General features: G+C 37.0%; 13 protein-coding genes. 12 read left to right on the forward strand and 1 reads right to left on the reverse strand.

All coding sequences use genetic code 11. The features are described from left to right. Positions 1–156: 156 nt before the first annotated feature. The 11 genes from HMPREF2731_RS15275 to HMPREF2731_RS05120 all read left to right on the forward strand — a co-directional run bounded on the left by HMPREF2731_RS15275 (position 157) and on the right by HMPREF2731_RS05120 (position 10519). On the forward strand, positions 157–822 hold the full coding sequence (locus HMPREF2731_RS15275; RefSeq protein ID WP_002292140.1) for a hypothetical protein: 666 nt from the start codon (positions 157–159) through the stop codon (positions 820–822). A 490-nt stretch (positions 823–1312) separates the two neighbouring features. Then, the gene (relB, locus tag HMPREF2731_RS05070) at positions 1313–1543 is read left to right on the forward strand and encodes a type II toxin-antitoxin system RelB family antitoxin (protein WP_002329324.1); all 231 of its coding nucleotides are present in this window, start codon (positions 1313–1315) and stop codon (positions 1541–1543) included. After that, a complete protein-coding gene (locus HMPREF2731_RS05075) occupies positions 1540–1806 on the forward strand; it encodes a type II toxin-antitoxin system RelE family toxin (RefSeq protein ID WP_070872447.1) in 267 nt (88 codons plus the stop codon). The genes relB and HMPREF2731_RS05075 overlap by 4 nt, the downstream gene beginning before the upstream one ends. 252 nt (positions 1807–2058) lie before the next feature. Then, on the forward strand, positions 2059–2286 hold the full coding sequence (locus tag HMPREF2731_RS05080) for a hypothetical protein (protein WP_070872449.1): 228 nt from the start codon (positions 2059–2061) through the stop codon (positions 2284–2286). A 15-nt stretch (positions 2287–2301) separates the two neighbouring features. Beyond that, positions 2302–3468, forward strand: coding sequence for a radical SAM family heme chaperone HemW (gene hemW / locus HMPREF2731_RS05085; RefSeq protein WP_070872451.1), 1167 nt, complete (start codon positions 2302–2304; stop codon positions 3466–3468). A gap of 233 nt (positions 3469–3701) precedes the next feature. After that, on the forward strand, positions 3702–4745 hold the full coding sequence (gene hrcA, locus HMPREF2731_RS05090; protein WP_002292136.1) for a heat-inducible transcriptional repressor HrcA: 1044 nt from the start codon (positions 3702–3704) through the stop codon (positions 4743–4745). A 93-nt stretch (positions 4746–4838) separates the two neighbouring features. After that, positions 4839–5402: a nucleotide exchange factor GrpE gene (gene grpE / locus HMPREF2731_RS05095; protein WP_002292135.1), complete on the forward strand. Its 564-nt coding sequence runs from the start codon at positions 4839–4841 to the stop codon at positions 5400–5402. 50 nt (positions 5403–5452) lie between these two features. Next, the gene (dnaK, locus tag HMPREF2731_RS05100) at positions 5453–7282 is read left to right on the forward strand and encodes a molecular chaperone DnaK (protein ID WP_002292134.1); all 1830 of its coding nucleotides are present in this window, start codon (positions 5453–5455) and stop codon (positions 7280–7282) included. 150 nt (positions 7283–7432) lie between these two features. Further along, the gene (gene dnaJ, locus HMPREF2731_RS05105) at positions 7433–8599 is read left to right on the forward strand and encodes a molecular chaperone DnaJ (protein WP_002292130.1); all 1167 of its coding nucleotides are present in this window, start codon (positions 7433–7435) and stop codon (positions 8597–8599) included. Between the two features lie 352 nt (positions 8600–8951). Continuing rightward, entirely contained in the window at positions 8952–9578 is a 627-nt protein-coding gene (locus HMPREF2731_RS05110) for an ATP-binding cassette domain-containing protein (RefSeq protein WP_083325473.1), read from the forward strand. 239 nt (positions 9579–9817) lie between these two features. Further along, complete coding sequence (locus tag HMPREF2731_RS05120) at positions 9818–10519, forward strand: hypothetical protein (RefSeq protein WP_231601460.1); 702 nt, start codon at positions 9818–9820, stop codon at positions 10517–10519. 48 nt (positions 10520–10567) lie between these two features. On the opposite strand, the gene HMPREF2731_RS14265 is transcribed toward HMPREF2731_RS05120, so the two are convergent. Continuing rightward, positions 10568–11668: a CdaR family transcriptional regulator gene (locus tag HMPREF2731_RS14265; RefSeq protein ID WP_083325474.1), complete on the reverse strand. Its 1101-nt coding sequence runs from the start codon at positions 11666–11668 to the stop codon at positions 10568–10570. A 359-nt stretch (positions 11669–12027) separates the two neighbouring features. Between HMPREF2731_RS14265 and HMPREF2731_RS05130 the strand changes: the two genes are divergently transcribed. Beyond that, on the forward strand, positions 12028–12936 hold the full coding sequence (locus HMPREF2731_RS05130) for a dihydrodipicolinate synthase family protein (protein ID WP_070872456.1): 909 nt from the start codon (positions 12028–12030) through the stop codon (positions 12934–12936). The last annotated feature ends 2 nt before the right edge of the window (positions 12937–12938 follow it).

The raw sequence follows: 12938 nt of genomic DNA on the forward strand, positions 1-12938 counted from the left end.
TTTATTCTAGCTTAATTTGACAAATCATAGAATATAAAAATAGTAACGATTACGAGTCTAAAACAACTTTTTAAGATGCTATAAAATATTAAACTTGTTATCAATTTATAGTTATTTTGTCTTTATAAGGCAAATTTAAATTTTGGAGGATTCATAATGAAAAAGAAATATCTGGACTTAAAAATGTGGATTAGTGTAATAGCAGTAACTTTTGTTTTGTCCGTAGTAGCAACAAGTGGGAGTATGATTATTTCAGCGAATGAGTTGATTCTGGATGAAACTCAGAATAGTAAAAGCAATTTTAGTTCTGAAGACTTGTCAGTTTATTACTCGGAAGAAAAAAAGAATTCCGAACTAGCCCTTGAAAAAATCAAGGAAGAATATGGAGATGTTCAACCTAAATTTAACGAAAACGGAGAAATATTATTAACACCTGAAGATGAATTAAGGATGGAACAAGCAATCAATCAGTATTTAGCAATGATTGGATTCAATCCAAGAATGCGAGGCGTAGGGAAAAACTGGTGGAACTCAACTGGTTTTGTTGCTGGTGTCATTGATGCAGGATTAATCGTTTTGGGTCTAGGTTTAGCAAATTCAAGTGTGAATACGGTAAAAGCAATTATTAGAAAAAACAAGCGAAATATTGCTCGAGTAACTGAAAATGTAATTGTTGCACAAATTGGAATTACCACTGTAAGAGGAAAAGCGCTCGCAGCTGTAGAAATTGCCTTAGCTTTAGCTGGTACTTCGGCTGGAGGTCTAATCGCAGAAGGTCTTGATCGAGTAGATGGAAGAAATGATAATTATCTTTGGGCATAGCGCTAGACAAGATTAAAATTCAAGTAGATGAGGAGCTATAAGTGACAATAGGAGAAAATTTGAATTTTTTAGGTAGAATATTGCTAGGAGTATTGAGTGTGTGCTGCTTTATCATTGGCACACGATTTCTCTTGAAAGTAAAAACAATTGTTCGTTTCAATTTAGGAAAAGAAATGTCAAAAACAGACTATATAAAGGTAGAAACATGTTTAATAAAATATAAGCTATTTGTAATTTGGGGCTTTGTGTTTCTTGCGATATGTTTAATTTTGGTACGTTTTTAAAAAAACTACCCTTCTCTAAAAGTTCATTTGTAAGGTCGGCAGTTTCAAAATAAAGTTCTTCAGAAATCACATTCAATCCAATAATTCTCCTGGATTTTTTTATTGGTTAAAAAATGGAAAAATCTCAAAATAAGCTAAGTAAATCATACAAAATTGACATCTTGCCCCTTTTGTATTACAATGTGATACAAATGGGAGGCGATAATATGGCTATGATTACGGTTCGTGTGAGTGATGCCGAAAAAGAATGGCTTTCTTATATGGCGGAATTTTATGGGATTACTTTATCTGAGCTTCTAAAAACCTATTCGATGGAACAACTAGAAGATGAATACGATCGTCAAACGGCTGAAATTGCCCATAAACATTGGGTAGAAAGTGGAAAAACAACAGTATCCATGGAAGAAATCCTTCATGAATTTGGAGGGTTGGAATGACCTACCGTTTAGAATTCACGCCTGAAATTCAGAAACAACTTCGTAAAATGGACAAGCATCAAGCGACGCTGATCGTTCGATGGCTGTATCAACATATTGATGGTATTGACGATCCGAGAAAATTCGGAAAAGGATTGACCGCTAATCGTTCAGGACAATGGCGTTATCGAATTGGCAAATATCGTGTGTTGGTAGAGATAGAAGATAATCAAATGGTTGTTATCGCTATTCAAGTGGGACACCGAAAAAATGTCTATGATTAAGAGACTATTTATTTTTATAAAAAAATAATAAGAAGAATCTAGTTAAAACTTTTGAAGTGAGAGGTTTAACTAGATTTTTTTATGGACAAAATATGGATAAAATTGTTTAGGAGGAATCATGAACGTAAAAAAAATCATCCAAGAAGTCGATTCTTGGATTTTTTAGTGGATTTGTTTGCCAAATACGTTTAGTATGCGTATATGAGAGGTTGTAAGCAAAGCGTTGTGACCTGAGCACTTAAGGAAGAATCTGTGAAAATAGCTTTTCATATTTTTGCAGATTTTGAGTTAACGCCGAAGGTCAGCTTTGTGAACACCGTTTATCGAGAGGTTGTGAAAGCCACATGTAGCTCCGATGACAACAAGCAAGCATTTTTGGAACTAGACTTCTTAGATTATAAACATGCGGCTTATTTCAAGGAGCTGGTGCTTGAACACCGTTTAAAGAAGGTCGAAAACAGGTACGACTTTTCGACGTAAGGAGAAAGAATTTCAATGATAGAAACAATAAATCCCGCAGAAAACAAGGTTTCTGCGTACATTCATATCCCATTTTGCGAGCATATCTGCTATTACTGTGACTTTAATAAAGTTTTTTTAGAAGGGCAACCGGTAGATGAGTATGTGGAAATGCTGCTGAATGAAATGAGATTAATGCTGGAAAGTCACCCGACAGCGAATTTGGAAACACTTTATGTAGGGGGCGGAACACCGACCTCTTTATCTGCTAAACAACTTGATCGATTGTTATCAGGAGCTAGAGAGATCTTGCCTTTCCAGGATGGTAAAGAGTTTACTGTAGAAGCGAATCCTGGCGATTTGACCCGTGAAAAGCTTCAAGTGATGAAAAACTATGGCGTCAATCGTTTATCCATGGGAGTTCAGACATTTGACAATCGCTTACTGAAAAAAATTGGACGTAAACACACCGCAGAAGATGTGTTTCAAACGATGAAATTTTTAAAAGCAGAAAATTTTACCAATGTAAGCATCGATTTGATTTATGCATTACCGGGACAAACACTTGAAGGGTATCGGGATACTTTGGAAAAAGCTTTGGCTTTGGATCTGCCTCACTATTCTTTGTACTCATTGATCCTAGAAAACAAAACAATGTTCATGAACTGGGTACGACAAGGAAGACTCGAACTGCCTGATCAGGAAACGGAAACTAAAATGTTTGAAGAGACCATTGAAGCAATGGAAAAGCATGGACGTCACCAATATGAAATAAGTAACTTTGGGCTTTCCGGACACGAGTCGCAGCATAACTTGATGTATTGGAACAATGACCATTATTTTGGGTTTGGAGCAGGAGCTAGCGGTTATCTTGGAAATATTCGTTATCGCAACAAAGGACCAATCCAACACTATTTACGTCCATTACGAGTCAATGAACGCCCAGTATTGGAAGAAGAAAAATTGACACGAAAAAATCAAATAGAAGAAGAAATGTTCTTGGGGCTAAGAAAAAAAACTGGGATTGCTAAAAAACACTTCTATGATCGCTATCAACAAACGATTGAATCGGTGTATGGAGATGTGTTGATGAAGTTAGAGGAAGAAGGGTTACTTGTTAATGAAGAAGAACGTATTTATTTGACACCTAGAGGGACTTTTTTGGGAAACAATGTGTTTGAGCGTTTTTTGTTTGAAAAATAGTTTAAAGAATATTTGTTTTTTATCGGAATTTAAATAAAAAAAGTTCAAAAATACAATAAAGAACTATTGAAACGTTGATATAACTGAATTTATAGCAATTGCTCATAATTAGCACTCTGGACGATAGAGTGCTAAAAAATGAAGTCTTTCTCTTGACAGGAGAAGGGCTTCTTGCTATATTTATAAGTGGATTAGCACTTAGAATATATGAGTGCTAATGAGAGGTGAGGAAGATGTTAACAAAGCGACAAAACGACATTTTACGTCTGATCATCCAACACTATACGAGTAGTGGCGTGCCCGTTGGTTCCAAAACATTGATGTCTGAGGGAGTCAAGGCCAGTTCAGCAACGATTCGCAATGATATGAAGGCATTAGAAGATGAAGGGTTGCTGTTGAAGACTCACTCTTCTTCTGGGCGGATTCCATCTGCTTTAGGCTATCGTTATTATGTGGATCATTTGTTAAAACCTGCTCGCGTAGCAGAAGATGACTTGCTGCTGATACGTCAGTCTTTAGGTAGAGAATTTCATGAGATCAATGAGATCATTAAGCAATCTGCTGAGATCTTATCTGAGCTGACAAGTTATACGACTTTTTCGTTGGGACCTGAAATAAAAGACCGCCGACTAACAGGCTTTCGTATCGTACCCTTGAATAATCGACAGATCATTGCGATTGTCGTGACAGATATGGGAAATGTAGAAAGCCAAGTGTTCACTCTTCCCGAATACATGGGAAGTCAGGAACTAGAAAAAATGGTGCAAATTGTAAACGACCGTCTAGTCGGGGATCCTCTGATGACGGTATACCATAAACTACGTACAGAGATTCCGATGATTCTTCATAAATATTTCCAGACCACAGAAGGGATGTCCCAGTTGTTTGACACCGTTCTTGGTCATGTGTTTGAAGAAAAAGTTTATGTCAGTGGACAAATGAATCTCTTGGATTATGAGCCCCGTCAAGATCTTGATCAGTTTAAATCGATGTTTTCTTTTATGAAAGACTCCGATGGACTTACACAAATGATCACTCCGATGGATAGTAATATTCGTATCAAAATCGGTGCTGAATTAGGTAATGATTTATTGCAGAATATGAGCATGATTCAAGCAAGTTACGAGATAGATGGTCATGGAAGAGGTACAATAGCCTTGTTAGGGCCGACTAGTATGCCTTATTCTCGGATGTTTGGTCTAGTGGATGTTTATCGAAGAGAACTAGCAGCTAAGCTTGCTGATTACTATCGATCACTTGACTTGTCAAACTCGTAATGTGAATAACGAAGCTATTTGCAGCTGATCGTTCTCTCTTTCTTAGTAAGAGCAATCAAACAGCTGACTGAATAATGAAAGGAAGACTGTATCGTGAAAGAAAATCAAGAAGAACTAGATAAAGAAATGACAGATGCTCAGCCAGAACCGGAAATCGATGTCGAAGCTGCAGAAGATTCAGGCATTTCAGAAGTTGAAGCGGAAGAATTCGAATCAGCAAAATTAAAAGCTGAATTAGAAGAAATGGAAGATAAATATTTGCGGGCTCGTGCGGAAATCGCAAATATGGCAAATCGAGGAAAAAATGAACGTGAGCAATTACAAAAATACCGTTCACAAGATTTAGCCAAAAAATTGCTTCCATCAATTGACAATCTGGAACGTGCATTAGCCACAGAAGTGTCAGATGATCAAGGAGCAAGCTTGAAAAAAGGCGTGGAAATGGTCTTGGAAAGTTTACGTAACGCACTGGAAGAAGAAGGAATCGAGAAAATCCCTGCTAAAGGAGAATCCTTTGATCCTAATCTTCATCAAGCAGTACAAACTGTTCCAGCGACTGAAGATACACCAGCCGATACGATTGTAGAAGTACTACAAGAAGGCTATAAATTACATGATCGCGTGTTAAGACCAACTATGGTCATTGTTGCACAATAATTGTGCGGATATAAAACTTACACTTTCAATTAAAGAAGGAGACGTTAATTATGAGTAAAATTATCGGTATTGACTTAGGTACGACTAACTCTGCAGTAGCAGTACTAGAAGGAAACGAAGCAAAAATCATCGCTAACCCAGAAGGAAACCGTACAACACCTTCTGTTGTATCATTCAAAAATGGAGAAATCCAAGTAGGGGAAGTGGCAAAACGTCAAGCTGTAACAAACCCAAATACGATTTCATCAATCAAACGCCATATCGGTGAAGCTGGTTACAAAGTAGATGTAGAAGGCAAATCATACACACCTCAAGAAATCTCAGCAATGATTCTTCAATATATTAAAGGATTTGCAGAAGATTACTTAGGTGAAAAAGTCGAAAAAGCAGTTATTACTGTACCAGCTTACTTTAACGATGCACAACGTCAAGCAACAAAAGATGCTGGTAAAATCGCTGGTTTAGAAGTAGAACGTATCGTTAATGAACCAACTGCAGCTGCTCTTGCTTATGGTTTGGATAAAACAGATCGTGACGAAAAAATCTTAGTATTCGACCTTGGTGGTGGTACTTTTGACGTATCAATCCTTGAATTAGGAGACGGTGTCTTTGATGTATTGTCAACAGCTGGTGACAACCATCTAGGTGGGGATGACTTTGATAACAAAATCATCGACTACATGGTAGCAGAATTCAAAAAAGAAAACAGCATTGACTTATCTCAAGACAAAATGGCGTTACAACGCTTGAAAGATGCCGCTGAAAAAGCGAAAAAAGATTTATCTGGCGTATCAAGCACACAAATCAGTTTGCCATTTATCACAGCCGGTGAATCTGGACCATTGCACTTGGAAATGACATTGACACGTGCAAAATTTGATGAATTAACAGCTGACTTAGTAGAACGTACGAAAGTACCAGTACGTCAAGCACTAAAAGATGCAGGTTTATCACAATCAGAAATCGACGAAGTTATTTTGGTCGGTGGATCTACTCGTATCCCTGCAGTTGTAGAAGCAGTACGTAAAGAAACAGGAAAAGAACCAAACAAATCAGTTAACCCTGATGAAGTAGTTGCGATGGGTGCTGCTATACAAGGCGGCGTGATCACTGGTGATGTAAAAGATGTTGTTTTACTTGACGTTACGCCATTGTCATTAGGTATCGAAACAATGGGCGGTGTATTCACTAAATTGATTGACCGCAATACAACGATCCCAACAAGTAAATCACAAGTGTTCTCAACTGCAGCAGATAATCAACCAGCAGTAGACATCCATGTATTACAAGGTGAACGCCCAATGGCTGCTGACAACAAAACACTAGGAAGATTCCAATTGACAGATATTCCAGCAGCTCCTCGTGGTATCCCACAAATCGAAGTAACATTCGATATTGATAAAAACGGGATTGTAAATGTATCTGCGAAAGATTTAGGTACACAAAAAGAACAAAAAATCACGATTAAATCTTCTTCAGGTCTAACAGACGAAGAAATCGAACGTATGGTAAAAGATGCAGAAGCAAACGCTGAAGCAGATAAAGCTCGTAAAGAGGAAGTTGACCTACGTAATGATGTAGACGCATTGCTATTCTCTGTGGACAAAACATTGAAAGAATTAGAAGGCAAAGTAGACGAAGAAGAAGTGAAAAAAGCAGAAACAGCTCGCGATGAATTGAAAGCCGCTGTTGAAGCAAACAACATTGAAGAAATGAAAACTAAACGCGATGCATTGAACGAAATCGTTCAAAACTTGACTGTTAAACTATATGAACAAGCGGCACAACAACAAGCTCAAGAAAACCCAGAAGCAGCTCAAGGCGGAGCAGATGATGTCGTTGATGCTGATTTTGAAGAAGTCGATGGCGACGATAAATAATCAGTTCACTGAATTTCGAGAGAAGGCCAAAGTTGCTACTTTGGCTTTTTCTTTTGAAAAATAGTTTGAAGTATCGGTTTTTGTTTCAAACAAAATATGATATGATAACAAGCGACGTGAAAATGATGAGAACCAATAGGAGGAAAGCCTATGGCAACAAAACGTGATTATTATGAAGTCTTAGGGCTCTCAAAAGGAGCATCAGAAGATGAAATAAAGAAAGCTTATCGTAAGCTTTCAAAAAAATACCATCCTGATATCAATAAAGAACCTGATGCAGAAGAAAAATTTAAAGAAGTATCAGAAGCTTATGAAATTTTAAGTGATCCGCAAAAACGCGCTGCATATGACCAATACGGGCATGCAGGTACAGATCCAAATTACGGTGCTGGTGGAGCTGGTGGCGGATTTGGTGGATTCGGCGGCTTCTCTGGCGGCGGCTTCGGTGGTTTTGAAGATATCTTCGACTCGTTCTTTGGAGGGGGAGGTCGTTCAGTCGATCCCAATGCGCCTCGTCAAGGTGCTGATTTGCAATATACGATCGACTTATCTTTTGAAGAAGCAATTTTTGGCGTAGAGAAAGAAATCAAGTACAATCGGGAAGAAATCTGTCATACTTGTGGCGGAAATGGGGCAAAACCAGGTACGCAACCAACTACTTGTCATAAATGCCATGGTGCAGGTACGATCAATGTAGAACGCCAAACACCGCTTGGACGAGTGATGAGCCGTCAAACTTGTGATGTTTGTCATGGTACAGGAAAAGAAATCAAAGAACCTTGTCCAACCTGTCATGGCTCAGGTCATGAGAAGAAAGCTCACTCAGTCAAAGTGAATGTACCAGCTGGGGTAGAAGAAGGACAACAAATGCGTTTAGCTGGTCAAGGAGAAGCCGGAGAAAACGGCGGACCATTTGGTGATTTGTATGTGGTCTTCCGTGTAGAAGAAAGTGATATCTTTGACCGTGAAGGCTCTGAAATCTACTATGAATTGCCTTTAAGTTTTGTACAAGCAGCTTTGGGGGATGAAGTCCAAGTACCAACTGTCCATGGAGATGTGAAACTGAAGATTCCTGCTGGTACACAGACAGGTACGAACTTCCGTTTACGTGGAAAAGGCGCTCCAAAGTTACGTGGTGGTGCAACAGGCGACCAACATGTCAAAGTAAAACTGATCACGCCGAAAAATCTAAATGAACAACAAAGAGAAGCGTTACGTGCATTCGCTGAAGCTGGCGGCATCAAAGTAGAAGAACAACAAGAAGATGGTTTCTTCGATAAATTCAAAGATGCTTTTGGTGGGAAAAAGCGGAAGTAGCTTTTCTAGTAAAAAATACAAGTGTCAAAAAGACTTACCAAAATTTTCTATTTCTAGAAAAAATGGTAAGTCTTTTATTTTTTTATGTATTAACACTTAGTAATGCTAGTTTTCAATAGCGTTTATTAGGGGAAAAAGGAATCTAAGAAATGAAATAAGGGGATGGCTATCACTTTCTATATTGATAAAAAGTTGATAATGAGCCATTACTATATTTTGGTAAAATATAAATAAATAAAAAACTCGATTGATTGAATTAGTTCATTTTGATTGAAGAAATTAAAAAAGTATATGGTTGGAGTACATGGTAATGGTGGTTCTACATGGTACTAATCTATTCAGGAGTTTGTCTATGAAACTTATTGATTTTTCTAAACGATTTGGGCAAAAAATCTTATTTGATCATCTGTCATTCACATTTGATCAAAATAAAATCTATTATCTTTATGGGGATAATGGCATTGGCAAAACGACTTTATTTCGCTGCATTGTCGGTATTGATAGCTACTCGGGAACGATTGAAAAAACAGGTAGTTGTTTTTGTGTTTTTGACTCTACCCCTTTTTACTTGAATCTAACTGGATTAGATAATCTGATTTTACTGACAAAAAATCGGCAAATAAAAGAACTAATCTCTAAACAAAAAATCGATTTTTTACCCCTTTCATTTTTATCGTATGTGAAAGTTAAGAACTATTCTCTGGGAGAAAAAAAGATGCTTTCGCTGCTATTGCTATTGTTGCTTGCGCCGCGAGTTGTTTTATTAGATGAAGTGTTGAATGGATTAGATCAAAAGAATTGGAAAGTGCTGCTTTATTGCTTGGTTCAGCTGAAAAAAGAAGCTACAGTCATCTTAAGTGGTCATGAAGAATATTACTTGGAAATGGCTGATGAGTTATTAAATGTAAAAAACGGAAAAATAGAACCTATCACGTCCGAGGATTTACGCAGCTTTTTTATTTCAACAAAAAGGAGGTAAAAATGCTTTTTGAATTTTATTATCAAAGACGTTCGAAAATATTTTACCTTTTTCTTTCAGTAATATTGTTGCTTTCTACTTTAATGTTCGTTTCTCAAATAATGCTCATTCAAAGTCATCTTCGTCATTTCCAATATTATGTAGAGGAAGCCTTGGCAATGGGTGAAACGATCCAAGAAATACTTTAACAACCTTTTTCTATCAGTATGAACGAAAATACTGAAATAGTTGACAATCCGTTGAAATATCATTACGTTGCTTATCATTCCAGTTTTGCTGCTTTAAATGTCCAAAACGGGGTCAACCAATTATTGTCTTCTTCGTTTTTTGTTCTCTTTCCTTTTTTTTCGGGGGTATACGGGATAGTAATAGCAAATGCAGATATCAAATACCATACAATGAAAATCAGGCGCTGTTTGGATTCTCAATGGCAAATCAATCGTCATAAGATAGGAGCGGGGTTTCTTAGTTTAATTATTTTTATACTTGCTTCCCTCATTTTATTTTTGATGTTGCAGTCTTTTTCAAGATTTTTTGTTCAGGCTGACAAATCGACACAAATCGATGAAGCGTTAATTAGGCAAATATCTTATCTTGAGAAAGCGCCGCTTCAATTGAGTGTCCTATTGGGGTTTGCATTTCTTTCCTTTTTAGTTTGTTATTATTTTACAACAGTCGTAAAGAATTCTTTCGTCAGCCTATGTCTCTTAGGAAGTTATTTTCTTTTTTTGCCACCACTAGGAAAATATGATCTCAAGAATATTTTGTTATATCTATATCCTAAAATATTTAACACAAACGCTTCAACTTTTAGGATCAATTCGGGGACGCGGGTTGAGTTTGGTATAGAATATATTGTGATTATCGGTATAGGCATCATTATTTATATATGGACGATGGAAAAATTACAACGAATGTGGAGCAGTCCTACTGAGAAATAAGTAGAAACCAGACGGACAACCTTATGTTCATCTGGTTTTTTGTAATCGTCATATTTGTATCAACAAAAAAGCTAGCTTTAGAATAAGATAATCATCATAGTTTCTAGGGTTATAACCAGTGAGAGAATGGAGTTTATTCAGTCGATATTGCAAGGTGTTTTTATGAATAAATAATTCTTCTGCACATTTTTTGATACTTCCGTTATTTTTACTGAAGCATGTCAAAGTTTTCTTGAATAAATGTACTTCTTCTTCTGTCAAGCTTTTCAAAATACGTTTTACATATAATGATCGTTGACCTGATGGGATTGCTGGTAAAAGGATCCCGAGGTCTAAATCTTCAAAAAAGCGGATCTTGTTCACAGATTGATGGAAAGTTCTCCATTCACAAGCATGCTGGGCATGAAGGAAAGATTGCGGTGTCTCCTGCTCTGTATAACAAAGCGACCCAATTCCGAAGTTCAGTTGTAACTGATACGATTTTTCAAAATTTGTCTGGACTTTGTCAAGTAACGATATCAATAAGGCTCTGGAAATGCGATTGACTAGGATAATGATTTGTTGCCTATGTACAGTGAACAAAGCCTGACTGTAGTAAGAAAAGACCCTTTCAAGTAACTCTAATAAAGGGGTGATCTGCTCTTGATACAATTCCTGATTGTCAGGAAGTTGCCCCACAACTACATAATATGGAGAAGAAAAATCAAGCTCGATCAAGTGAGGAGAGTCAAAATGACTGAAAGGAAACAATAGCGATTCGATCGTCAGACGATGTCTCTCCCTTAATTGAAAAGTAAAATCTTTCAGATATGCCTCTTTTATGAGTATTTCTGTCATTTTTTTTAAAATTTCAGCATACTTTTTCACTTCCTTTCCACCGGTCAGTCCAATTATACCGATGATATGTTGTTCAAAATACACCGAGGCGTTGATTCCACGCTTCGTTCCTTTGAATTGGCCGTCTTCGCTGATAAAAACTTCTTTTTTCGTATCCAAAACGATTTTTGCCCCTTCATGGAGGGTCCTGATCCGTTCCTCATCGGTGCTTGCAATGATTATGCCCTCTGTATCGATAAAGTTGATTTCTTGTTTTAGTACATCTTTGAGATTTTTGACAATATTCCGTGCTAATTGTTTAGAGATGTTCATCTAGTTCTCCTTGTAAGAAAATACAGTAAAACAGCAAAAGGTAACGTTTACATAAAAAATATAAAGGAAATTCAATAATAAATCAACAAGACTTCTAATATAACATTTATTTTTAAAAAAAATGATTATTATCCTGTAGAAATCATCGATAATTGTGATGGATAACGAATAATCTTATCAAAAGATGAATTATTTCTGTTACCTGTACCATACCCTAAATCATTGTGAAAATATATACTTTTTATTATGAAAACGTTCTTATAATTATTGCGATATTGATTTGTAGCATGAATATTGAAGAAACGATTGTGAAAAAAATCACTTTTATGTTGTGATGAACATCCCTAGGAGGAGAATGCATGGATATTGAAAAAGTCAAAGGGATTATCGTCCCAATTGTTACACCGGTAAATCAAGAGAATCAGATAAAAACTGCACCATTAGAACGAATGGTTGAACATGTGATTCAAGGAGGCGTCAATGGTATTTTAGCATTTGGAAGTAACGGAGAGTTTTTTGCGATTGATAAAGAGGAACAAAAGAAAGGTCTCCAAACAATCGTTAAATCAGCCAATAAACGTGTACCAGTTTATATGGGTATTGGATCGATCACGACGAAGGAAGGAGTGTTGATGGCAAAAACAGCAGAGGAAAACGGTGCTGATGGTTTATCGATCTTGCCACCGATGTTCATTTCTCCTACAGATGACGAATTGTATCAACACATAATCACGATTGCAAAGGCTGTGCCTCATCTACCTGTTTTGCTATATAACAATCCTGGAAAAGTTGGATATAGTCTAAGTGTTTCTTTGGTCGTTCATCTTTCCCAGTATCCGAATATTGTTGGAATTAAGGATAGTAGTGGGAATGTACATTTGACAGCAGAATATATTCGACGTACTGAGAATGAGGAGTTCAAAGTAATGGCTGGAAGAGACACCTTGATTTTAGGATCTCTTGTCTATGGGGCGGTCGGCGCAGTTGCATCTACAGCGAATGTTGTCCCTGAATTAGTCGTCTCTATTTATGAACATTATTGCACTGGCGACTTGTCTTCCGCGCGAAACGCGCAATTTGAATTGACAGAATTTAGGAATATGTTTGACCGTGCATCATTTCCAATAGCTACAAAAGATGCTTGTAATTTGATTGGACTAGATGTTGGAGCAAGTATTTTACCGAACACGACGTCTTCCGATCAATTAAAGAAAGAAATGTCTGAAGTACTTGAAAAAATCATAAATAAACGAGATATGGAGGAATAAGA

The sequence above is a fragment of the Enterococcus sp. HMSC072F02 genome, from assembly GCF_001837725.1.
GTDB classification, from domain to species: Bacteria; Bacillota; Bacilli; order Lactobacillales; family Enterococcaceae; genus Enterococcus_B; species Enterococcus_B lactis.